The following is a 21,072-nucleotide window of genomic DNA, read 5'->3' as shown; positions in this document are numbered from 1 at the left end:
CCCTGATGGCCCAGAAGATCATTCGCGTAGGCGACATCGAGATTGCCAACGACAAGCCCATGGTGCTGTTCGGCGGCATGAACGTGCTGGAAAGCCGCGACATGGCGATGCAGGTCTGTGAAGAGTACGTGAAGGTCACCGAGAAACTCGGTATCCCTTACGTGTTCAAGGCCAGCTTCGACAAGGCCAACCGTTCGTCCGTGACTTCCTATCGCGGCCCGGGCCTTGAAGAAGGCATGCGGATCTTCCAGGACATCAAGCAAGCCTTCGGCGTGCCGATCATCACCGACGTCCACGAGCCGGAACAAGCGGCCGTGGTCGCCGAGGTGTGCGACATCATCCAGTTGCCGGCCTTCCTGTCGCGCCAAACCGATCTGGTCGTCGCGATGGCCAAGACCGGCGCTGTGATCAATATCAAGAAGGCCCAGTTCCTCGCGCCCCAGGAAATGAAACACATCCTGAACAAGTGCGTGGAAGCGGGTAACGACCAGTTGATTCTCTGCGAGCGTGGTTCGAGCTTTGGCTACAACAACCTCGTGGTGGACATGCTCGGTTTCGGCATCATGAAACAGTTCGAATACCCGGTGTTCTTCGACGTAACCCACGCGCTGCAAATGCCCGGTGGTCGCGCCGATTCCGCCGGTGGGCGCCGTGCCCAGGTGCTGGACCTGGCCAAGGCGGGCATCAGCCAGTCGCTGGCGGGCCTGTTCCTGGAAGCCCACCCGGACCCGGACAACGCCAAATGCGACGGCCCATGCGCCCTGCGCCTGGACAAGCTGGAGCCATTCCTGGCCCAGCTCAAGCAGTTGGACGAACTGGTCAAGAGTTTTCCGACGGTAGAGACCGCGTAAGCGCCATTTCTCCGGTAGACTTTCCCTCGCTTTACGCTCAGGCCTGCGGGCCTGAGCCTTGTCGCCTGCAAGCCTGCCCCGTTGTTCCACCCTTGCGGTCGGTCAAAAGATTTACTTCAGCTGCGTCGTTTTCGTCAACTTTGGAGTGTTTACAACAATGGCAAAAATCGTCGACATCAAAGGTCGTGAAGTTCTCGACTCCCGTGGCAACCCTACCGTCGAAGCCGACGTGCTCCTCGATAATGGCATCATCGGCAGCGCCTGCGCGCCGTCCGGTGCTTCCACAGGTTCCCGCGAAGCACTGGAACTGCGTGATGGCGACAAGAGCCGTTACCTGGGCAAGGGTGTACTCAAGGCTGTAGCCAACATCAACGGCCCGATCCGTGACCTGTTGCTGGGCAAGGACCCGCTGGACCAGAAAGCCCTGGACCATGCGATGATCAAGCTCGACGGCACCGAAAACAAAGGCAGCCTGGGCGCCAACGCGATCCTCGCCGTGTCCCTGGCCGCTGCCAAGGCTGCTGCACAGGACCAGGACCTGCCGCTGTACGCACACATCGCCAACCTGAACGGCACCCCGGGTGTTTACTCGATGCCGGTGCCGATGATGAACATCATCAACGGTGGCGAGCACGCTGATAACAACGTCGATATCCAGGAATTCATGGTGCAGCCGGTTGGCGCCAAGACCTTCTCCGAAGGCCTGCGCATGGGCACCGAGATTTTCCACCACCTCAAAGCTGTGCTGAAGGCCCGTGGCCTGAGCACTGCCGTGGGTGACGAAGGTGGTTTCGCGCCGAACCTGGCGTCCAACGAAGATGCACTCAAAGTGATCTCCGAAGCCGTGGCCAATGCGGGCTACAAGCTGGGCACCGACGTGACCCTGGCCCTGGACTGCGCCGCCAGCGAGTTCTACGAAGACGGTAAATACAACCTGTCCGGCGAAGGCCACGTGTTCACCTCCGAAGGTTTTGCCGACTACCTCAAGGGCCTGACCGAACGCTACCCGATCATCTCCATCGAAGACGGCCTGGACGAGTCCGACTGGGCTGGCTGGAAAGTCCTCACCGACAAGATCGGCGAAAAAATTCAACTGGTCGGCGACGACCTGTTCGTGACCAACACCAAGATCCTGAAAGAAGGCATCGACAAAAAGATCGCCAACTCGATCCTGATCAAGTTCAACCAGATCGGCACCCTGACCGAAACCCTGGAAGCCATCCAGATGGCCAAGGCTGCGGGCTACACCGCCGTGATCTCTCACCGCTCCGGCGAAACCGAAGACTCGACCATTGCCGACCTGGCCGTGGGCACCTCGGCTGGGCAGATCAAGACCGGTTCCCTGTGCCGTTCGGACCGCGTTTCCAAGTACAACCAATTGCTGCGTATCGAAGAGCAATTGGCAGGTAAAGCCAAGTACAACGGTCGCAGCGAGTTTCGCGGCTGATTGTTAAATGGTAAAAGGTCAGCGGATTACGTCGGAAAAATCACGGCAGCGTGAATTTCGACGCTAATCTCATGGCTAACAAGCACAAGCCTGGTTCATCCAGGCTTCGTGCTATCAGTTGCTTCAAAAGTTTTGCATGGCTGTCTTTTTTTACTGGATACCCGGATTTCGATGCGCAGTCCCAATTGGTTGTTCCTCGTCTTGCTCTTGTTGCTGGCTGGCCTGCAGTACCGCCTATGGGTGGGTAATGGCAGCTTTGCGCAGGTGAAAGAGTTGACCCAGCAAATTGCCGACCAGCACGCCGAGAACGAACGCCTGCTGGAGCGCAACCGCGTCCTCGATGCCGAAGTGCTTGAGTTGAAAAAAGGCACAGAGACCGTTGAAGAACGGGCGCGTCATGAGCTGGGCATGGTGAAAGAGGGCGAAACCCTCTACCAGTTGGCCCAATGAGTAGTGTGTTACCGGCCTTCTGGGCCGTGATTCCTGCCGCGGGCGTTGGTGCCCGTATGGCTGCGGACCGTCCCAAGCAATACTTGCAATTGGGCGGGCGCACAATTCTCGAACACAGCCTCGGCTGTTTTCTCGACCATCCAGGCCTCAAAGGGCTGGTAGTCAGTTTGGCTGTCGATGACCCTTATTGGCCGAACCTGCCTTGCGCCAACGACCCACGCATCGTGCGTGCGGACGGCGGTGACGAGCGCTCGGGCTCGGTACTCAATGCGCTGTTGCAACTCAATGCGCTGGGTGCCAGCGATGATGATTGGGTGCTGGTGCATGACGCCGCGCGGCCTAACCTCAGCCGTGATGACCTCGATAACCTGTTATCAGAACTGTCGGATGATCCCGTCGGCGGGCTGCTGGCCGTGCCCGCTCGTGACACGCTCAAGCGCGTCGACAAGCACGCACGTGTGGTCGAAACCGTTGACCGCAGCCTGATCTGGCAAGCTTATACGCCGCAGATGTTTCGCCTCGGCGCTTTGCATCGAGCGTTGGCTGATAGCTTGGTGGCGGACGCCGTCATCACCGACGAAGCCTCGGCAATGGAATGGTCCGGCCAGGCGCCGCGCCTGATTGAAGGGCGTTCGGACAATATCAAGGTGACCCGGCCCGAAGACCTGGAGTGGTTACGGTTGCGGTGGGCGAACCGCAGGTAGTCAGTTAAACCGCGTCGACTTCATCGCAGGCACGCCAACTTCCACAGTTGAAACGCGATTAGCTGTGGGAGCCGGGCTTGCCTGCGATGAGGCCCAGGCAGGCGCTCCAAATTATGCGCTGTACTCCGGCCGCTCGGCCAACCCCTCCTTCAAGAAATCCACCAGCTTTCTGACCTTCGGCGATAAATGCCGCTGCTGTGGATACAGCGCCCACACCGCCGTGTTCGGCGGCTGATGCGCTTCCAGCAACGACACCAGCGCGCCAGTGTGCAAGTGCTCAAGCACGTAATAGTCCGGCAACTGGCACAGCCCAACCCCTTGCAACGCCGCATCCAGAACTGCCTGCCCACTGTTGCAGCGCCAGTTTCCCTGCACCCGCTGGGAAAATTCGCGCCCGTCCTGGGCCAGTTGCCAGATATCCGAGCTGCCGATCAGGCAGTTATGCCGAGTTAATTCCGACAGACTGTGTGGCCGACCATACCGCGCCAGGTAGGAAGGTGACGCGCACAGGTACATGCGCCGCGGGGCCAGGCGACTGGCGACCATGCGCGAGTCTTGCAGGCGGCCCAGGCGGATCGCCAGGTCGAGGCCTTCATGCACCAGGTCCAGCTGGCGATTGCTCAACTCGATATCCACGCGCAATTGCGGGTAGAGGCCCATGAATCGTGTGACCAGCGGCACGATAAAGCGCTCGCCGTAAGCCACCGCGCAGGTCATGCGCAACATGCCCTTGGGTTCACTGGCGAGGTCGCCGACGGCGCGCAATGCTTCTTCGCGACCGTCCTGCAAGCGTTGGCAGTGTTGCAGGAAGGTCTGGCCGGCTTCGGTCAGCGTCACCTTGCGCGTGCTGCGATAGAGCAGCCGGGTTTGCAGCCGTTCTTCCAGGCGCGCCACCTGCCGGCTGATGTGCGACGAAGACACGCCAAGTCGCTCGGCCGCCGCGGTGAATTGGCTGCACTCGGCCACCGCAACAAACTCGTCGATGCCTTCCCAGCGGTTCTCCAGCATGGTGATTATCCCTGTACAGCAATAAAGTTTTGCTTTCGCTCGGATTATTAATCAATGGGCCATGTTTTACACTCAGCGCTTCAGTTTTTAATTTCCTGGAGAAACCCGGATGATCAAGTCCCGCGCCGCTGTAGCCTTCGAAGCGAAAAAGCCCCTTGAGATCGTCGAAGTCGATGTCGCCATGCCCAAGGCCGGCGAGGTGCTGCTGCGGGTGGTCGCGTCCGGCGTGTGCCATACCGACGCGTACACGTTGTCGGGCGCCGACCCGGAAGGCATCTTTCCGTCGATCCTCGGCCATGAAGGTGGCGCGGTGGTTGAAGCAATCGGCGAGGGCGTGACTTCGGTAGCCGTCGGCGACCACGTGATCCCGCTGTACACGCCGGAATGCGGCAAGTGCAAATTCTGCCTGTCGGGCAAGACCAACCTGTGCCAGGCCATTCGGTCCACTCAGGGCAAAGGCCTGATGCCGGATGGCACCACACGTTTCTCCTACAAGGGTCAGCCGATTTTCCACTACATGGGTACCTCGACCTTCTCCGAGTACACCGTGCTGCCGGAAATCTCCGTGGCAAAAATCCCTAAAGAAGCGCCGTTGGAAAAGGTCTGCCTGCTCGGTTGCGGCGTCACCACCGGCATCGGTGCGGTGATCAACACGGCCAAGGTCAAGCCAGGCGATACCGTGGCGATCTTCGGCCTCGGCGGTATCGGCCTGTCGGCCGTGATCGGCGCGGTGAAGGCCAAGGCGGGTCGCATCATCGCCATCGACATCAACCCGGCCAAGTTCGAAATCGCCAAGCAACTGGGCGCCACCGACTGCATCAACCCGAAAGACTACGACCGCCCCATCCAGGACGTGATCGTCGACTTGACCGACGGCGGCGTGGACTTTTCCTTCGAGTGCATCGGCAATGTGCAACTGATGCGCGCGGCGCTCGAGTGCTGCCACAAGGGTTGGGGCGAGTCGGTGATCATTGGTGTGGCCGGCGCAGGCCAGGAAATCGCCACCCGCCCATTCCAGCTGGTGACTGGGCGCGTCTGGCGCGGTTCGGCGTTCGGCGGCGTGCGTGGCCGTACCGAATTGCCAAGCTACGTGGAAATGGCCCAGACCGGCGAGATCCCGCTCGACACGTTTATCACCCACACCATGGGCCTGGAAGACATCAACAAAGCGTTTGACCTGATGCATGAAGGCAAGAGCATTCGTACCGTTATTCACTTTTGAAGCAGCTGCAAGTTGCACGCTAAAGGCTGCAAAAGGGTGAACGCCCGCCTGCAGCCTGAAGTTTGCCGCTTGCCGCTGGGAGCATTCCCATGACCCTGGAAAATATCTCCTGCCAAAAGAGTTTTGGCGGCTGGCATAAACGCTACAAACACAGCTCCAACGTGCTCGGTTGCGACATGACCTTTGCTGTCTACCTGCCGCCGCAAGCTGAGCAGGGCGGCAAGCTGCCGGTGGTGTACTGGCTGTCCGGCTTGACCTGCACCGACGAAAACTTCATGCAGAAGGCCGGTGCCCACCGTGTGGCCGCCGAGCTTGGGTTGATCATCGTTGCTCCGGACACCAGCCCGCGTGGGCCCGGCGTGCCGGGCGACCCTGACAATGCCTGGGATTTTGGTCTGGGGGCCGGCTTCTACCTGAATGCCACGCAGGAACCTTGGGCCAAGCACTATCGGATGCATGACTACGTGGTGCAGGAATTGCCTGCGTTGGTTGAAGCGCATTTCCCTGCATCGGCCAAGCGCGGCATCAGCGGCCACTCCATGGGCGGCCACGGTGCGTTGGTGTGTGCCTTGCGCAACCCTGGGCGCTATCAATCGGTGTCGGCGTTTTCGCCGATCAATAACCCGATGGATTGCCCGTGGGGCCAGAAGGCCTTCTCGCGTTATTTGGGCGAAGAACGCTCGAAATGGCGTGAATGGGACGCCTGCGCGCTGATCAGCGAGGCCTCGCAAAAGTTGCCATTGCTGGTGGATCAGGGCGACCGCGACGATTTCCTCGCCGTGCAGCTCAAGCCCGAGGCCCTGCAGCAAGCGGCCAAGGCGGCCAACCATCCGCTCGAACTGCGCCTGCAACCCGGCTATGACCACAGCTACTTCTTTATCGCCAGCTTCATCGAAGATCATTTGCGACATCATGGGCGTGCTTTGCTCGGTTAATGTGAGGCAAAAGTAGGTAGAATCACGCCCTGAATTAAATCGGGGCGTTTTTTTATGCGTATTGGCCACGGCTACGATGTGCACCGTTTCGCTGAAGGCGATTTCATCACCTTGGGCGGCGTGCGCATTGCACACCACCATGGGTTGCTCGCTCATTCCGACGGCGACGTTGTATTGCACGCCTTGAGCGATGCCTTGCTCGGCGCAGCGGCGTTGGGCGATATCGGCAAGCACTTTCCAGACACCGACCCTACCTTCAAGGGGGCGGACAGCCGCGTCCTGCTGCGCCATGTGGTCGGCCTGATCCACGCCAAGGGCTGGAAGGTCGGGAATGTCGACAACACCATCGTGGCCCAGGCACCGAAAATGGCCCCGCATATCGAATCGATGCGCGCACTGATTGCCGCGGATCTGCAAATTGAACTGGATCAAGTCAACGTGAAAGCCACCACCACCGAAAAACTCGGGTTTACCGGACGGGAAGAGGGCATCGCGGTGCACTCCGTTGCCTTGTTGCTGCGCGCATGAATGACTTGCAACTGTTGGGCCCGCGGGCCTACGGCGAGGCTTTGGGCAGCGCGGTATTAAAAGCGACGGCTGAAGATTTCCAGGTAGACGAAGTGCTGGATATTCCGCTGACCGGCGACGGCGAGCACTTGTGGCTGTGGGTTGAAAAGCGCGGCTTGAATACCGAAGAAGCCGCGCGGCGCATCGCCAAGGCCGCCGGTGTGCCGCTGCGCACCGTCAGCTATGCCGGGCTCAAGGATCGCCAGGCGTTGACGCGCCAGTGGTTCAGCGTGCAACTGCCGGGCAAGGCCGATCCGGACATGAGCGGTGCGCAGAACGACACCCTCAAAATCCTCAAGATGGCCCGTCACAAACGCAAGCTGCAGCGTGGCGCGCATTCGGCCAACGGCTTTACCCTGCGCCTGACCCAATTGGCTGGCGACACCGCCGCCATCGACGCGCGTTTGCAGCAGATTGCCCAGCACGGCATCCCCAACTACTTCGGCGCCCAGCGCTTCGGCCACAACGGCGGCAACGTGGCGGACGCGCGTGAATGGGCGGCCCGCAAGGCCCTGCCGGAGCAGCGCAATGTGCGCTCGCGGCTGCTGTCTACCGCGCGTAGTTTTCTCTTCAATAAAGTCCTGGCGGCACGTGTTGCAGACGGCTCCTGGCAGCGCGCCCAGGTCGGGGACTTGCTGGCGTTTACTGACAGCCGCAGTTTTTTCCCGGCGGGGGAGGCTGAATGCAGCGACCCGCGCCTGGCGATTCTGGACCTGCACCCGACAGGGCCGCAGTGGGGCGAAGGCGATTCGCCGGCGTCGGGGGCAACCTTCGCGCTGGAACAGGCAATCGCCGACGGTGAAGCCGACCTGCGCGATTGGCTGGTGAATGCCGGTATGAGCCAGGAACGTCGCATTCTGCGACTGCCCATTGGCGGGTTGACGTGGCATTATCCCTCGCTGGACATTCTGCAACTGGAATTCGTCCTGCCGGCCGGATGCTTCGCCACTGTCTTGGTGCGCGAGCTTGTTGATCTGGTGCCGGTGGGGCAGACGGACAGCCCATGCGTATTCTGATATCAAACGATGACGGTGCCACCGCACCCGGCCTTGCCGCGCTTTATGCTGCGCTGGAAGATTACGCCGAGTGTGTGGTGGTTGCCCCGGACCAGGACAAGAGCGGCGCCAGCAGTTCGCTGACGCTCGACCGTCCGTTGCACCCGCAGGTTCTGGCCAATGGCTTTATCAGCGTGAACGGTACGCCCACCGATTGCGTGCACCTGGCGATCAACAGCTTGTTGGCGCAGGAGCCGGACCTGGTGGTGTCGGGCATCAACCTCGGCGCCAACCTGGGCGATGACGTGCTGTATTCCGGTACGGTGGCGGCGGCGCTTGAAGGGCGTTTCCTGGGCCGCACCTCGTTCGCCTTTTCCTTTGCCTCGCGGCAGCTGGACAACCTGGCGACGGCGGCGTATTTCGCCCGCAAACTGGTGGAGGCCCACGGGTCCCTGGACCTGCCGCCGCGCACAGTGCTCAACGTCAACATCCCTAACTTGCCCCTCGACCATATTCGCGGCATCCAACTGACGCGCCTGGGCCATCGCGCCCGTGCGGCCGCGCCCCTGAAAGTGGTCGATCCGCGCGGCAAGGAAGGTTATTGGATTGCGGCAGCCGGCGACGCCGAGGACGGTGGCCCGGGCACAGACTTTCATGCGGTGATGCAAGGTTATGTATCGATTACCCCGTTGCAGCTTGATCGCACTTTCAGTGATGCCTTCAGTAGTCTCGATGGCTGGCTCGAGGGGCTGCGTTGATGGCGCGTGAACAAGACGACCTGCTGCGCCGTGGCATCGGGATGACCTCGCAGCGTACCCGCGAGCGGTTGATCCAGCGCCTGTACGAAGAAGGGCTGTCGAACGCCCAGGTGCTGGAAGTCATCCGGCGTACACCACGCCACCTGTTTGTCGACGAAGCCCTGGCGCATCGGGCCTATGAAGACACCGCATTGCCCATCGGCCACAACCAGACCATTTCGCAGCCTTATATGGTCGCGCGCATGAGTGAGCTGTTGCTGGCGGCGGGGCCGTTGGACAAGGTGCTGGAGATCGGCACCGGTTCGGGCTACCAGACTGCCGTGCTGTCGCAACTGGTGGAGCGGGTGTTCTCGGTGGAGCGCATCAAGGTCCTGCAGGACCGCGCCAAGGAGCGCCTGGTGGAGCTCAACCTGCGTAATGTGGTGTTTCGCTGGGGCGATGGCTGGGAAGGCTGGCCGGCGCTGGCGCCGTATAACGGCATCATCGTTACCGCCGTTGCTACCGATGTACCGCAGGCGTTGCTGGATCAACTGGCACCTGGCGGGCGGTTGGTTATCCCGGTGGGCTCCGGCGAAGTGCAACAATTGATGCTCATTATTCGGGAAGACGAGGGCTTTTCCCGGCACGTACTGGGCGCCGTGCGCTTTGTACCGTTGCTCAATGGCCCGCTGGCCTGATCATTTATTCGCAAACAGTGAATTCTGTGGGTGGGGATGTGTCTTACAGCGGGGCTTATAGAGTCAACATGATGGGAAACCGGGTTTAAACATGATGAATTTTTCGTTTCAGTCGTGTGCCGGTAAAAATCCAATGCCCAGTTATACTTGCGTCATATTTCAAGCCTGATACAGGCGTTCATGTTCAGCCACCACAAAGGGAGCGGCGGGTGAGTCTCACAGGTCCTGCGCAGCGTATGAGTAAAACAAGCTTTCAGCGACTGGTGCTTGGCCTTGTCTTGAGTTCCTTATTGGCGGCCTGTTCGAGCACGCCATCGAGCGGTGCGCGGGTGGTTGACCGCAATAAAGCAGCGCCGCAAAAACCGACGGTCACCACCGGGCAGTATGTAGTGCGAAAGGGGGACACGATGTTCTCGATCGCCTTCCGTTACGGCTGGGATTACAAGGCGCTCGCAGCTCGTAACAATATTCCTGTGCCCTATACGATACATCCAGGTCAGACCATTCGTTTCGATGGGCGCACCGGTTCAACGCCTACGACAGTTGTGACAAATTCCGGATCTTCGCCGTCGTCTTCGAGCAAAACCACGATCATTACCCGGTCTGCAGGCACCGCCGCGCCTAGCGTTGCGAGCAAACCGGCGCCTGCGCCGTTGCCGCCTGCAGGGCCTGCCCCGACCGGTTGGGGATGGCCTTCAAACGGGGTGTTAATTGGAAAATTCTCTTCAAACGGTAGTTTGAATAAAGGCATTGATATCGCCGGGGATTTGGGACAGCCTGTTTTAGCTGCGTCTGATGGGACAGTGGTGTACGCCGGGAGTGGTTTGCGGGGCTACGGCGAACTGGTCATCATCAAACACAGCGATACCTACGTCAGTGCTTACGGTCACAACCGCAGGCTGTTGGTTCGGGAGGGGCAGCAAGTCAAAGTCGGACAGACAATTGCCGAAATGGGGTCAACTGGTACAGACCGGGTGAAACTGCACTTTGAGATTCGCCGCCAAGGGAAACCTGTAGATCCGCTGCAATTCCTTCCCCGTCGTTGATGTGTTGCACAGCCTGTTCCCTCACGTAGAAGGAACAGGCTCCAGCGTTGCCAAGGATAGAGGCGTCGCTTGAGCTTGAGGTCGAACTCACCAAAGGACTATAACAATGGCTCTCAGTAAAGAAGCGCCGGAGTTTGACATCGACGATGAGGTTCTCCTTGAAATGGAGATACTCACCGAAAAGGAATCGATGTCGAATGATGAAGGGTCTGCTACACCTTCAGTTCGCACCAAATCCAAGAACTCCACCGCGTTAAAGCAACACAAGTACATTGACTACACGCGGGCGCTCGACGCAACGCAGCTGTACCTCAATGAAATCGGCTTTTCCCCTCTGCTCACTCCCGAAGAAGAAGTCCATTTTGCGCGCTTGTCGCAAAAAGGCGATCCGGCTGGGCGCAAACGCATGATTGAAAGTAACTTGCGCCTGGTGGTGAAAATCGCCCGACGCTACGTCAATCGTGGGCTGTCGCTGTTGGACCTGATCGAGGAGGGTAACCTGGGCTTGATCCGGGCGGTGGAGAAGTTCGACCCTGAGCGGGGCTTCCGCTTTTCGACCTATGCCACTTGGTGGATTCGTCAGACCATCGAACGGGCGATCATGAATCAGACCCGCACGATCCGGTTGCCGATCCATGTGGTCAAGGAGCTCAACGTCTACCTGCGGGCGGCGCGTGAGCTGACACAAAAACTCGATCATGAACCTTCGCCTGAAGAGATCGCCAACCTGCTGGAAAAGCCGGTAGGCGAGGTTAAGCGCATGCTCGGCCTGAACGAGCGCGTGTCTTCAGTCGATGTCTCGCTGGGTCCGGATTCGGATAAAACCCTGCTGGACACCCTGACGGATGATCGTCCGACAGATCCTTGCGAACTGTTGCAGGACGATGATCTTTCCCAAAGCATTGACCAGTGGCTGTCTGAGCTCACGGACAAGCAGCGCGAGGTGGTGATTCGCCGCTTCGGCCTGCGCGGCCATGAGAGCAGTACCCTGGAGGACGTAGGCCTGGAGATCGGTCTGACCCGTGAGCGGGTGCGGCAGATCCAGGTAGAGGGCCTCAAGCGCTTGCGTGAGATCCTGGAGAAGAATGGCTTGTCGAGTGAGTCATTGTTCCAATAAGCGACGCGGGACCAAGTGTGGGAGCGGGCTTGCTCGCGAATGCGGAGTGGCAGTCGACAGATGTGCCGACTTATCCAGCGCATTCGCGAGCAAGCCCGCTCCCACATTTTTTTGTGCCCGGCATTACGTCTGCGTGAGGGTCAAATCCCGGGCATAAAAAAACCCCGCTTTTGAGGGCGGGGTTTTTTCGACTAAGTCAGTACAAGTTAGATAACTTGAACTTCTTCAGCTTGCATGCCTTTCTGACCGCGGGTAGCGATGAAAGAAACCTGTTGGCCTTCTTTCAGGCTTTTGAAGCCGTCGGATTGGATAGCTTTGAAGTGAACGAACAGGTCGTCACCGGATTGTGGAGTGATGAAGCCGAAGCCTTTTTCATCGTTGAACCACTTAACGGTACCAGTTTGGCGATTAGACATGGTGTATCTCCTTGGACAAAGTTAACTGCGACTCAGGAAAAGCCCTGGCCGAGACTGAGTGCAAAGAGCAGGAAAAATTCTTGGAGATGGTTGGATCGAAATTCAACATATCGTGTAGAGATTCTCAGTGACACAAGCAGCACAGTGGCGCCACCTTAACCCTTTTTCCGGAACGTGCCAATGGTATTTCCGAAGGTTTCTCTATTTTCGTGACTGGCGGTGGTATTTACAGTCACAGGGGACCGCACTATAAGCCCCGGCCCTGTTGGCTGCGGCTTGCAGCAGCCGGTGCATTCATCAAGAAAAGCCCCGCGCCCTTTGAACCCCGCAGCCGGCCCCGGTAAGATGCCCAACAGAATTTTTCCACCTCGCTATTCAGGACACCCGCCATGAGCATCAAATCGGACAAGTGGATTCGCCGCATGGCGCAAGAGCACGGCATGATCGAACCGTTCGTTGAACGCCAGATCCGTGGCGCCGGCGACGCTCCGGTGATTTCGTACGGTGTTTCCAGCTATGGCTACGACGTGCGTTGCGCCGATGAATTCAAGGTGTTCACCAATATCAACTCGGCGATCGTCGACCCGAAGAACTTCGACGAGAAGAGCTTCGTCGACGTCAAGAGCGACGTGTGCATCATCCCGCCAAACTCCTTCGCCCTGGCGCGCACCGTGGAGTTTTTCCGCATCCCGCGTGACGTGCTGACCATCTGCCTGGGTAAGAGCACCTACGCGCGTTGCGGCATTATCGTCAACGTCACGCCGCTTGAGCCCGAGTGGGAAGGTCACGTGACCCTGGAGTTCTCCAACACCACCACGTTGCCGGCCAAGATCTACGCCAATGAAGGCGTGGCACAGATGCTGTTCCTGCAGTCCGACGAGGCTTGTGAAGTCTCCTACAAGGACCGTGCAGGCAAGTATCAGGGCCAGCGTGGCGTCACACTCCCACGCGCTTGATCGAAAGGTCTTACACGTTAAGGGAATTAGTCTGCGGGAAGTGACTCTATTGGGTGTACTGCCTCGGTGCGTGCAAAACGCGCCGAGCCACGCTTGAGGAGTACTTTATGAAGATCGACCCGCGAATCAGCGCCGAACTCGCCCGGCTTGAACCCAACCAGATTGGTGTTCTGGCCTGGTCCCTGATGGCCGACCCTGCGTATGCAGGCGGCATCCCTGGTCAACCTGATCAAGATTGGCCGCAACCGCCCACCGAGCCTGGTGAACCGACGCTCCCCGATGAGCCGCCACCCGCGCCTGTCGCCTGATCGTTCAGGGCAGGAGACATGGCCGGTTCTTCAGCACACCGGCCATACGTCCTCATCGCCGATCACAAAGATCTGCCGATCGTCGCGCTGTTCCACTGAATAACCCCCGGTAAAGGCGCCAAACGCCGGCAGCAGGCTGATCTGCGACCCGAGCTGAAAGCACGGCAGGCGCAAGCTCTGCCGGCCCCGGCCGCGCAATCGATAGACCGGGTGCACATGCCCCGCCAGTACATGGTGGCTGGCATGCGCGTCCGGTTCGTGTTGCAGGGCGAACGGCCCCATCAGCAAAGGCTCTGGCACCACCTCGATGCCCAAGTCGGCCGGTGGGTCACCTGCGCGTTTATCGTGATTGCCGCGAATCAGCGTCAGGCTCAGGTCGCGATTGCGCTCACGCCAGGCTCTCAAGGCGCTCAGCGTGCCGCTGGCGTGAGAGCCGGGGCCGTGCAGGAAGTCACCGAGAAAGATCACCTGCTCGCACTGCAAGGCCGATAACAGCCGGTCCAGGCGTTGCAGGTTTTCAGTCGTGGTGCCCTGGGGCACAGGTTGCCCAAGGCTGCGGTAAGCGGAGGCTTTGCCAAAATGCACGTCGGCAATCAGCAGGCACCGACGTGAGGGCCAGTACACGGCCTTTTCCGGCAGCAGCCACAGCTCTTCCCCCTCAAGCATTACCGAACAGTGCATCAGCGTTTCCCGTTATCTGCGACTTTTTCCAGGTCCTTGACCATCCGTGCAATGCGCTCCGAGAGTTTCTCCGAACTCATGCTCTCGCGCATCCGCTCAACCAGCAGTGGGAAGGCCAGCGGTGTAGGCCGTTCGATCAGGTGCAGGTCCAGTTTCAGCGCGGCCAGATGGCGCAATGTCTGTTCCAGCCGACGAATATCCAACTCATCACGCAGGACTTCTTCCCCGGCCTGGGTCAGCAGCAGGTTCTGCGGGTCATATTGCTTGAACACTTCAAAAAACAATCCGCTGGAGGCCTGAACCTGCCGCGTGCTTTTTGGCGCCCCGGGGTAACCCGCGAACACCAGCCCGGCGATGCGCGCGATCTCGCGAAAGCGCCTAAGGGCCAGTTCCCCGGCATTCAGGCTGGCTATAACGTCGGTCAGCAAATTTTGCGGACTCAACAACGCTTCGTTCAGCAGCAATGGCCAATCCACCGGCGTGGCACTCAACAGCTCCAGCCCGTAATCATTCACCGCAATCGAAAAGGTCACCGGCTGCTGTTGGCTGACCCGCCACGCCAGCAGGCTGGCCAGGCCCAGATGCACTTGGCGTCCGGCGAAGGGGTAAAGAAACACGTGCCATCCTTCCCGCGACTTCAGGGCTTCGGCCAGCAAATGCGTGCGCGTCGGCAGGCCCGACCAGCGCAACTGGGTTTGCAGCAAGGGTTGTACCGCCTGCATTTCCGGGCCGTCAAAATGCCCATGCGCCGCCGCATCAAAACGCTCGACCACCGCCTGCGCCAGCTCGTTGGAAAGCGGCATGCGCCCGCCATTCCAACGCGGCACGGCGGCTCTTTTCGCGGTGCTGCGACGCACGTAAGCAGTCATGTTTTCCACGCGCACCAGCTCCAGCAAACGCCCGGCAAACAGGAAACCATCACCGGGTTTGAGCCGTGCGATAAAGCCTTCCTCGACACTGCCCAGGTTCTTGCCACCGCCGCCCTTGCTCCAGAATTTCAGCTGGATACTCGCATCACTGACGATGGTGCCTACGCTCATGCGATGGCGCCGCGCCAGGCGTGCATCCGGCACGCGCCACACGCCGTGCTCATCGGGCTCCACGCGGCGGTAATCCGGGTAAGCCGTCAGCGACAATCCGCCATGGCGCACAAAACCCAACGCCCAGGCCCAGTCGGCTTGCGTGAGGTCACGGTAAGCCCAGGCCCCGCGCACTTCCGCCAGCAGCGCGTCCGGCGTAAAGCCTCCGCCCAGCGCCATGCTCACCAAATGCTGTACGAGCACGTCCAGCGGCTTGTAAGGCGATTCACGCGCTTCGATGCGCCGCTGGGCGATTGCGTCCTGGGCGGCGGCTGCTTCCACCAGCTCCAGGCTGTGGGTCGGCACCAGCGTCACCCGGGACGGCCGCCCTGGCGCGTGGCCGGAGCGTCCGGCGCGCTGCATCAAGCGCGCCACGCCTTTGGCCGAGCCGATTTGCAGCACGCGCTCCACCGGCAGAAAATCCACGCCCAAATCCAGGCTGGAGGTGCACACCACCGCTTTGAGCTGGCCGTCTTTCAAGGCTCGTTCCACCCAGTCGCGCGTTTCGCGCGAGAGTGAGCCGTGGTGCAGCGCGATCACGCCCGCCCAATCCGGGCGCGCCTCGAGCAACGCCTGGTACCAGATCTCCGACTGCGCCCGCGTATTGGTGAACACCAGGCAACTGCTGCTGGAGTCAACTTCGGCGACGACTTGCGGCAACATCTTCAAACCAATATGCCCGGCCCAGGGAAAACGCTCGGTGGTAGGCGGTAACAAGGTATCGACCTGCAGCGTTTTGGCCGTTTGCCCCTGCACGTTGATCCCGCCACCTTGTGGGACCAAAACCTCCAGTGCGTGAGCCTGATTACCCAGCGTCGCCGAAATTCCCCACACCATCAGTTCCGGATGCCAACGCCGCAAGCGCGCCAGCGCCAGTTGCAGCTGCACGCCACGCTTGTTGCCGATCAGTTCATGCCATTCATCCACGATGACCATGCGCAAGTGCGCCAGGCTCGATTCACTGTCGGCACGCGCCAGCATCAACGTAAGACTTTCCGGCGTGGTGACCAGCGCGGTGGGCTGGCGGCGGGTTTGACGTGCGCGTTCGCTGCTGCTGGTATCGCCGGTGCGCAGGCCGACGCTCCAGGGAATCTGCAGGGCCGCCAGCGGCGCTTCAAGGGCGCGTGCAGTGTCGGCGGCCAGCGCGCGCATGGGTGTAATCCACAGCACCGTCAGCGGCTCAGCCGGCGGTTTGCGTTTGCCGGTGGCGGGCGGGCGAGTGATGGCGAAACGATTGAGGGCGGCAAACCACAGTGCATAGGTTTTACCCGCGCCGGTGCTGGCATGCAGCAAGCCTGACTGACCCTGCTTGACCGCCGCCCATACCGCTTTCTGAAAGGCGAACGGTTTCCAGCCCTTGGCGGCAAACCAGTGTTTTGCGAAGTCGAGGGGTTTTGCCATGGATGGGCTGACGCTCTGGAGGCTCTCATTCAGAGACCCTCCAGGCGCCGCAAAGGTTTACTTCAAATTGCCGCTCAAAAACTGCTGCAGGCGCTCGCTCTTCGGATTGCCCAGCACATCCGCAGGCGCGCCTTGCTCTTCCACCAAGCCCTTGTGCAGGAACAGCACCTGGCTCGACACCTTGCGCGCAAAGCTCATTTCGTGGGTGACCATGATCATGGTGCGGCCTTCCTCGGCCAGCCCCTGAATCACCTTCAATACTTCACCGACCAGCTCCGGGTCGAGGGCCGAGGTCGGCTCGTCGAACAGCATCACCTCCGGCTCCATGGCCAGGGCGCGGGCGATGGCCACCCGTTGCTGTTGGCCACCAGACAAAAACGCCGGGTATTGATCGGCCACGCGCGCCGGCAAGCCGACTTTGTCGAGGTAGCGACGGGCGCGGTCTTCGGCGTCCTTTTTGCTGCAACCCAGCACCCGGCGCGGCGCCATGGTGATGTTTTCCAGCACGCTCATGTGGCTCCACAGGTTGAAATGCTGGAACACCATCGCCAGCCGTGTGCGCAGGCGTTGCAGCTCGGCGTCGTCGGCCACACGCATGCCGTGGCGGTCGCTGACCATGCGGATTTGCTGGCCGTCGAGGGTCATCGCGCCGTCGTTGGGGGTTTCCAGAAAGTTGATGCAGCGCAAAAAGGTGCTTTTGCCCGAACCGCTGGCGCCGATCAAACTGATCACATCACCGGTCTTGGCCTTGAGCGAGACACCTTTGAGCACTTCATTGTCGCCATAGCTTTTATGCAGGCCTTCAACGGTCAATTTGTACATGGGGCGTGCATCCTCAAGGCGAAAGTAGGTAGCCGCTGCGGTAGGCTTCATGGCCTGCGACATGGCTGATCACCATGCCGGCCGTGGCCATGCGCCGCAGCGAACGGGCGTAAAGCAGGCCGGCGCTTTTACAGTGCACGGGCGTTACGCGGTCAGTAAGGGGGTCGATGATTTCGGCGATCAATTGCCCGGCTTCCAGGTATTCACCGGGCAGGGCGCTGAAGACCAGCAAACCGCCAACGGGCGTGGTCACAGGCTCGACGCCCGCCAGTGGGGTGGCCGGGTAGGGCAATGGGGGCAGTGGCGCCGCGGTGCCTTCAATCGCGCCGAAGTGGATCAGGTAGTCGATGATCGCCTGGCAGTCGAGGCGGGCCAGGCCGTGGTTGACGTCGCCCTGGCCGCGCAGCTCGACGGTCACCGAAAAGCTGCCCATGGGAATCGGGAAGCGCTCGCCAAAGCGTTGCTGCAACTGCCACCACACCAGGGTGAAACATTCATCGAAGGACTGCCCGCCGGAATCGGTGGCAAGCAAGTTGGCTTCCGAGCCGATGTAGCGTGCCAGCGGCTCCACCTGCGGCCAGGCTTCGGGCGTGGTGTACAAGTGCGCCACGGCTTCGAAGTCGCAATGCAGGTCAAGCACCATGTCGGCATCGCAGGCCAGGCGTTGCAGCACCAGGCGTTGGGATTGCAACTGGGTGTCGGCCGCTTGCCGGGCGAGGGCATTGGACAGCGCGGCACGGATCAAACGGGCGTTGTGCTGCGCGTCATCCCCCAGCAAATACTCGACCTGGTTACCCACCTCTTCACTGAGGTCGACAAACCGGCGGTTGAAATTCTGTCCGCTTTCCAGCTCGTAGCGGCCCAGCGGAATATCCATCAACACTTGCTCCAGTCCCACCGGGTTGGCAATTGGCACCAACACGATTTCGCTGCGCAGCCTGCCGGCCGCCGCCAACTCGGCGAGGCGGGCCTTGAGGTGCCAGGCCACCAGCATGCCCGGCAGTTCGTCGGCATGCAGCGATGACTGGATGTAGACCTTGCCTTCAGCCTGTTCCGGGCCGAAGTGGAAACTGTGAATCTGCCGCGCCGTGCCTGGCACCGGCGCGATCAGATCATGTACCTGATGACGCATGACGACTCCTTAATGGCTCGGCCCGAGAAAGGCCAGCCAACGGCGCTCCGCCAGACGAAACAGCCCGACCAGCGCAAAGGTCACGGTCAGGTAGATCAGCGCAGCGATGCCGAATGATTGAAAGGTCATGTACGTGGCCGAGTTGGCGTCCCGGGCCACCTTGAGAATGTCCGGCACCGTCGCGGTGAATGCCACGGTGGTCGAGTGCAGCATCAGGATCACTTCATTGCTGTAGTACGGCAACGAGCGGCGCAGCGCCGACGGCATGATCACATAGGCATAGAGCTTCCAGCCGCTCAGGCCGTAAGCCTTGGCTGCCTCGACTTCGCCATGCGCCATGCTGCGGATCGCCCCGGCGAAAATCTCGGTGGTGTAGGCGCAGGTGTTCAGGGCGAAGGCGAGGATGGTGCAGTTCATCGCATCCCGAAAGAACGCGTCCAGCACCGGTTGCGCCCTTACGGCCGCAATGCTGTAGATCCCGGTGTAGCAGATCAGCAGCTGGATATAGAGCGGCGTGCCGCGAAACAGGTAGGTGTAAAACTGCACCGGCCAGCGGATGTAGCGTTTGCGCGACACGCGGGCGATGGACAGCGGGATCGACACCACAAAGCCAATCACCAGCGCTGCGCTGAGCAGCCACAGGGTCATTGCCAGCCCGGTGATGTGCTGGCCGTCGCTATAAAGGAAGGGGCGCCAGTATTGCTGCAGAAGTTCGATCATCGCACGGCCTCCCGGGACCCAGCGGAGTAACGGCGCTCAAGCCAGCGCAGGACGACATTGGACGCGCTGGTGATCAGCAGGTAGATCAACGCGGCGATGACCAGGAAGTAAAACAGTTGGTAGGTGCTCTTGCCGGCGTCTTGAGCGGCCTTGACCAGGTCCGCCAGGCCGATGATCGACACCAACGCCGTGGCCTTGAGCATCACCATCCAGTTGTTGCCGATGCCCGGCAGGGCAAAGCGCATCATCTGCGGGAAGGTCACGAAGCGAAACCGCTGTCCGCGCGTGAGCCCGTAGGCGGTCGCCGCTTCCAGTTGGCCCCGCGGCACGGCGAGGATCGCACCGCGAAAGGTCTCGGTGAAGTAGGCACCGTAGATGAAGCCCAGGGTGATAACCCCAGCGCTGAATGGGTCGATCTCGATGTAGTCCCATTCCATGAAGTCGGTAAAACCGGTCAGCCAGATTTGCAGGCTGTAGAAAATCAGCAACATCAGCACCAGGTCGGGCACGCCGCGAATCAAGGTGGTGTAGAGCTGGGCGGGGACGCGGATCAGGCTGACGCTGGACAGTTTCGCGCTGGCGCCGAGCAAGCCGAGCAGGACGCTGACGGCCAGGGAGGCGACCGACAGTTTCACGGTCATCCACGTACCTTGCAGCAACAGCGGGCCGAACCCCTTCAAACTGAAGGCGCTCAGCCCCAGGGTTTGCAAAAGATCTTCAAACATGAATTCAGGACCTATGGCGATAAAAAAGCGCCCACCTCAAACAGGTGGGCGCCAGGGTGTTATTTACCGCTGTACAGGTTCAGATCGCCGAAGTGTTTCTTCTGGATGGTGGCGTAGGTGCCATCATCGTGTAACGCTTTGATACCTTTATCGAGCAAGGCCTTGAGGTCTTTGTTACCTTTTTTGATACCGACCGCCGTTTTGGATGGCAGCAATGGGTCGTCGATGGCCTTGCTGACTTCGTAGTCAGCGCCTGCCGGCGACTTCAAAAAGCCCAGTTCGGCTTGCAGCATGTCTTGCACCGAAGCGTCGAGACGACCGGACGTCAGGTCGGCATACACCTGGTCCTGGTTGGCATAGGCCTTGGTGGTCACACCGGCTTTGTCCAGCACCGCCTTGGCGTAGGCTTCCTGGATGGTGCCTTGCTCGTAGCCCACGGTTTTGCCCTTGAGGGACTCAGGCGTGGAGAAGTTCGCGCCTTTTTTGAACACCAGGGACGTCGGGCCGGAGAACAGCTCGTTGGAGAAGTCGATCGCCTTTTCACGGGCTTCGGTCACGGTCATCGAGGAAATCACGCCGTCGAACTTGTTGGCGTTCAGGCCTGGAATCATGCCGTCGAAGTCACTTTCAACCCACTTGCACTTGACCTTCAGCTCGGCGCAGATCGCATTGCCCAGGTCGATATCGAAGCCTACCAGGCTGCCGTCAGCGGCCTTGGATTCGAACGGCGCGTAGGAAGGATCGACACCAAAACGCAATTCCTTGTATTCCTTGGCTGTGGCAACACCAGCAGCCATGCACAGAGCCAGTGCAGAAAGGGTCAGCAATGCTTTTTTCATTATGTAATCCCTGGAAACCAAGATAAGCGCTTGTGGCGCGTTTAGGACTGTTACTGAACGGTGTCAGACGGATCACGAGTAGCAATTTCTGCACCATAGTTCCGAATGACTGTTTTAAAAGGTGGGATAAGGGAGATGAGAGTGTAGGAGATGCCCGAAAATGGGCATTGATTTTTCAGTGCACCATTTTGGATCTTGACGCGAATCAGACGTGGG

At 60.1% G+C, this 21,072-nt stretch carries 23 protein-coding genes; 14 read left to right on the top strand and 9 right to left on the bottom strand.

Going from position 1 to position 21,072, the window contains the following annotated elements; all coding sequences use genetic code 11:
* Positions 1-5: 5 nt before the first annotated feature.
* The 4 genes from kdsA (at position 6) to ispD (ending at position 3,452) form a co-directional block, all read left to right on the top strand.
* A complete protein-coding gene (kdsA, locus tag NTD89_RS08075) occupies positions 6-851 on the top strand; it encodes a 3-deoxy-8-phosphooctulonate synthase (protein WP_010212442.1) in 846 nt (281 codons plus the stop codon).
* Positions 852-1,008: 157 nt separating this feature from the next.
* The gene (gene eno, locus NTD89_RS08070; RefSeq protein ID WP_106577156.1) at positions 1,009-2,298 is read left to right on the top strand and encodes a phosphopyruvate hydratase; all 1,290 of its coding nucleotides are present in this window, start codon (positions 1,009-1,011) and stop codon (positions 2,296-2,298) included.
* A gap of 171 nt (positions 2,299-2,469) precedes the next feature.
* On the top strand, positions 2,470-2,748 hold the full coding sequence (gene ftsB / locus NTD89_RS08065) for a cell division protein FtsB (protein ID WP_017137157.1): 279 nt from the start codon (positions 2,470-2,472) through the stop codon (positions 2,746-2,748).
* On the top strand, positions 2,745-3,452 hold the full coding sequence (ispD, locus tag NTD89_RS08060; protein ID WP_242194279.1) for a 2-C-methyl-D-erythritol 4-phosphate cytidylyltransferase: 708 nt from the start codon (positions 2,745-2,747) through the stop codon (positions 3,450-3,452). Before ftsB ends, ispD begins: the two co-directional genes overlap by 4 nt.
* A 111-nt stretch (positions 3,453-3,563) precedes the next feature.
* Here ispD and NTD89_RS08055 read toward each other — a convergent pair whose 3' ends face one another.
* Positions 3,564-4,460 carry a LysR substrate-binding domain-containing protein gene (locus tag NTD89_RS08055; RefSeq protein WP_262207028.1) on the bottom strand — a complete coding sequence of 299 codons (897 nt, stop codon included), beginning with the start codon at positions 4,458-4,460 and terminating at the stop codon, positions 3,564-3,566.
* Between the two features lie 109 nt (positions 4,461-4,569).
* Here NTD89_RS08055 and NTD89_RS08050 point away from each other — a divergent pair, with 109 nt between their 5' ends.
* From NTD89_RS08050 to rpoS, 8 genes are all read left to right on the top strand, one after another.
* Positions 4,570-5,682 (top strand): S-(hydroxymethyl)glutathione dehydrogenase/class III alcohol dehydrogenase, encoded by a 1,113-nt coding sequence (locus NTD89_RS08050; RefSeq protein ID WP_025855143.1) that lies wholly within the window; start codon positions 4,570-4,572, stop codon positions 5,680-5,682.
* Between the two features lie 89 nt (positions 5,683-5,771).
* On the top strand, positions 5,772-6,617 hold the full coding sequence (gene fghA, locus NTD89_RS08045; protein ID WP_410017205.1) for an S-formylglutathione hydrolase: 846 nt from the start codon (positions 5,772-5,774) through the stop codon (positions 6,615-6,617).
* Positions 6,618-6,671: 54 nt separating this feature from the next.
* A complete protein-coding gene (gene ispF, locus NTD89_RS08040) occupies positions 6,672-7,145 on the top strand; it encodes a 2-C-methyl-D-erythritol 2,4-cyclodiphosphate synthase (protein ID WP_012722614.1) in 474 nt (157 codons plus the stop codon).
* The gene (truD, locus tag NTD89_RS08035; RefSeq protein ID WP_262207025.1) at positions 7,142-8,200 is read left to right on the top strand and encodes a tRNA pseudouridine(13) synthase TruD; all 1,059 of its coding nucleotides are present in this window, start codon (positions 7,142-7,144) and stop codon (positions 8,198-8,200) included. Before ispF ends, truD begins: the two co-directional genes overlap by 4 nt.
* A complete protein-coding gene (surE, locus tag NTD89_RS08030; protein WP_145161904.1) occupies positions 8,188-8,937 on the top strand; it encodes a 5'/3'-nucleotidase SurE in 750 nt (249 codons plus the stop codon). Before truD ends, surE begins: the two co-directional genes overlap by 13 nt.
* Before the next feature lie 41 nt (positions 8,938-8,978).
* Positions 8,979-9,614: a protein-L-isoaspartate(D-aspartate) O-methyltransferase gene (locus NTD89_RS08025; protein WP_169850588.1), complete on the top strand. Its 636-nt coding sequence runs from the start codon at positions 8,979-8,981 to the stop codon at positions 9,612-9,614.
* Between the two features lie 209 nt (positions 9,615-9,823).
* Entirely contained in the window at positions 9,824-10,660 is an 837-nt protein-coding gene (locus tag NTD89_RS08020) for a peptidoglycan DD-metalloendopeptidase family protein (protein ID WP_262207023.1), read from the top strand.
* A 106-nt stretch (positions 10,661-10,766) separates the two neighbouring features.
* Positions 10,767-11,777 (top strand): RNA polymerase sigma factor RpoS, encoded by a 1,011-nt coding sequence (gene rpoS / locus NTD89_RS08015; RefSeq protein WP_016974430.1) that lies wholly within the window; start codon positions 10,767-10,769, stop codon positions 11,775-11,777.
* A 206-nt stretch (positions 11,778-11,983) separates the two neighbouring features.
* On the opposite strand, the gene NTD89_RS08010 is transcribed toward rpoS, so the two are convergent.
* Positions 11,984-12,193, bottom strand: a complete 210-nt coding sequence (locus tag NTD89_RS08010) for a cold-shock protein (RefSeq protein ID WP_002554837.1) — start codon at positions 12,191-12,193, stop codon at positions 11,984-11,986.
* Positions 12,194-12,582: 389 nt separating this feature from the next.
* Here NTD89_RS08010 and dcd point away from each other — a divergent pair, with 389 nt between their 5' ends.
* Both dcd and NTD89_RS08000 read left to right on the top strand, forming a co-directional pair.
* Positions 12,583-13,149, top strand: a complete 567-nt coding sequence (gene dcd, locus NTD89_RS08005; RefSeq protein ID WP_106577147.1) for a dCTP deaminase — start codon at positions 12,583-12,585, stop codon at positions 13,147-13,149.
* 107 nt (positions 13,150-13,256) lie between these two features.
* Complete coding sequence (locus NTD89_RS08000; RefSeq protein WP_106577146.1) at positions 13,257-13,457, top strand: hypothetical protein; 201 nt, start codon at positions 13,257-13,259, stop codon at positions 13,455-13,457.
* Positions 13,458-13,487: 30 nt separating this feature from the next.
* Here NTD89_RS08000 and pdeM read toward each other — a convergent pair whose 3' ends face one another.
* The 7 genes from pdeM to NTD89_RS07965 are packed head-to-tail and all read right to left on the bottom strand — an operon-like array spanning position 13,488 to position 20,856.
* The gene (pdeM, locus tag NTD89_RS07995) at positions 13,488-14,138 is read right to left on the bottom strand and encodes a ligase-associated DNA damage response endonuclease PdeM (RefSeq protein WP_262207020.1); all 651 of its coding nucleotides are present in this window, start codon (positions 14,136-14,138) and stop codon (positions 13,488-13,490) included.
* Positions 14,138-16,618 (bottom strand): ligase-associated DNA damage response DEXH box helicase, encoded by a 2,481-nt coding sequence (locus tag NTD89_RS07990; protein WP_262207019.1) that lies wholly within the window; start codon positions 16,616-16,618, stop codon positions 14,138-14,140. The genes pdeM and NTD89_RS07990 overlap by 1 nt, the downstream gene beginning before the upstream one ends.
* Positions 16,619-16,675: 57 nt before the next feature.
* Entirely contained in the window at positions 16,676-17,440 is a 765-nt protein-coding gene (locus NTD89_RS07985; protein ID WP_106577143.1) for an ABC transporter ATP-binding protein, read from the bottom strand.
* 13 nt (positions 17,441-17,453) lie between these two features.
* Positions 17,454-18,572 carry a succinylglutamate desuccinylase/aspartoacylase family protein gene (locus NTD89_RS07980; RefSeq protein ID WP_262207018.1) on the bottom strand — a complete coding sequence of 373 codons (1,119 nt, stop codon included), beginning with the start codon at positions 18,570-18,572 and terminating at the stop codon, positions 17,454-17,456.
* Positions 18,573-18,581: 9 nt separating this feature from the next.
* A complete protein-coding gene (locus NTD89_RS07975; protein WP_145161917.1) occupies positions 18,582-19,292 on the bottom strand; it encodes an ABC transporter permease in 711 nt (236 codons plus the stop codon).
* Positions 19,289-20,017, bottom strand: coding sequence for an ABC transporter permease (locus NTD89_RS07970; protein ID WP_106577140.1), 729 nt, complete (start codon positions 20,015-20,017; stop codon positions 19,289-19,291). Before NTD89_RS07970 ends, NTD89_RS07975 begins: the two co-directional genes overlap by 4 nt.
* Positions 20,018-20,076: 59 nt before the next feature.
* Positions 20,077-20,856, bottom strand: coding sequence for a transporter substrate-binding domain-containing protein (locus NTD89_RS07965; protein WP_106577139.1), 780 nt, complete (start codon positions 20,854-20,856; stop codon positions 20,077-20,079).
* Positions 20,857-21,072 lie beyond the last annotated feature (216 nt).

Origin of the sequence: Pseudomonas sp. 14P_5.3_Bac1 (assembly GCF_025466135.1) — a bacterium.
In the GTDB taxonomy this organism is placed as follows: Bacteria; Pseudomonadota; Gammaproteobacteria; order Pseudomonadales; family Pseudomonadaceae; genus Aquipseudomonas.
Note: the sequence above shows the minus strand (reverse complement) of the source record. Positions and strands in the feature narration are given on the sequence as shown.

Coding starts and splice junctions, on each gene's coding strand:
- kdsA (WP_010212442.1), top strand. CDS start 6: ATGGCCCAGAAGATCATTCGCGTAGGCGACATCGAGATTGCCAACGAC.
- eno (WP_106577156.1), top strand. CDS start 1,009: ATGGCAAAAATCGTCGACATCAAAGGTCGTGAAGTTCTCGACTCCCGT.
- ftsB (WP_017137157.1), top strand. CDS start 2,470: ATGCGCAGTCCCAATTGGTTGTTCCTCGTCTTGCTCTTGTTGCTGGCT.
- ispD (WP_242194279.1), top strand. CDS start 2,745: ATGAGTAGTGTGTTACCGGCCTTCTGGGCCGTGATTCCTGCCGCGGGC.
- NTD89_RS08055 (WP_262207028.1), bottom strand. CDS start 4,460: ATGCTGGAGAACCGCTGGGAAGGCATCGACGAGTTTGTTGCGGTGGCC.
- NTD89_RS08050 (WP_025855143.1), top strand. CDS start 4,570: ATGATCAAGTCCCGCGCCGCTGTAGCCTTCGAAGCGAAAAAGCCCCTT.
- fghA (WP_410017205.1), top strand. CDS start 5,772: ATGACCCTGGAAAATATCTCCTGCCAAAAGAGTTTTGGCGGCTGGCAT.
- ispF (WP_012722614.1), top strand. CDS start 6,672: ATGCGTATTGGCCACGGCTACGATGTGCACCGTTTCGCTGAAGGCGAT.
- truD (WP_262207025.1), top strand. CDS start 7,142: ATGAATGACTTGCAACTGTTGGGCCCGCGGGCCTACGGCGAGGCTTTG.
- surE (WP_145161904.1), top strand. CDS start 8,188: ATGCGTATTCTGATATCAAACGATGACGGTGCCACCGCACCCGGCCTT.
- NTD89_RS08025 (WP_169850588.1), top strand. CDS start 8,979: ATGACCTCGCAGCGTACCCGCGAGCGGTTGATCCAGCGCCTGTACGAA.
- rpoS (WP_016974430.1), top strand. CDS start 10,767: ATGGCTCTCAGTAAAGAAGCGCCGGAGTTTGACATCGACGATGAGGTT.
- NTD89_RS08010 (WP_002554837.1), bottom strand. CDS start 12,193: ATGTCTAATCGCCAAACTGGTACCGTTAAGTGGTTCAACGATGAAAAA.
- dcd (WP_106577147.1), top strand. CDS start 12,583: ATGAGCATCAAATCGGACAAGTGGATTCGCCGCATGGCGCAAGAGCAC.
- NTD89_RS08000 (WP_106577146.1), top strand. CDS start 13,257: ATGAAGATCGACCCGCGAATCAGCGCCGAACTCGCCCGGCTTGAACCC.
- pdeM (WP_262207020.1), bottom strand. CDS start 14,138: ATGCACTGTTCGGTAATGCTTGAGGGGGAAGAGCTGTGGCTGCTGCCG.
- NTD89_RS07990 (WP_262207019.1), bottom strand. CDS start 16,618: ATGGCAAAACCCCTCGACTTCGCAAAACACTGGTTTGCCGCCAAGGGC.
- NTD89_RS07985 (WP_106577143.1), bottom strand. CDS start 17,440: ATGTACAAATTGACCGTTGAAGGCCTGCATAAAAGCTATGGCGACAAT.
- NTD89_RS07980 (WP_262207018.1), bottom strand. CDS start 18,572: ATGCGTCATCAGGTACATGATCTGATCGCGCCGGTGCCAGGCACGGCG.
- NTD89_RS07975 (WP_145161917.1), bottom strand. CDS start 19,292: ATGATCGAACTTCTGCAGCAATACTGGCGCCCCTTCCTTTATAGCGAC.
- NTD89_RS07970 (WP_106577140.1), bottom strand. CDS start 20,017: ATGTTTGAAGATCTTTTGCAAACCCTGGGGCTGAGCGCCTTCAGTTTG.
- NTD89_RS07965 (WP_106577139.1), bottom strand. CDS start 20,856: ATGAAAAAAGCATTGCTGACCCTTTCTGCACTGGCTCTGTGCATGGCT.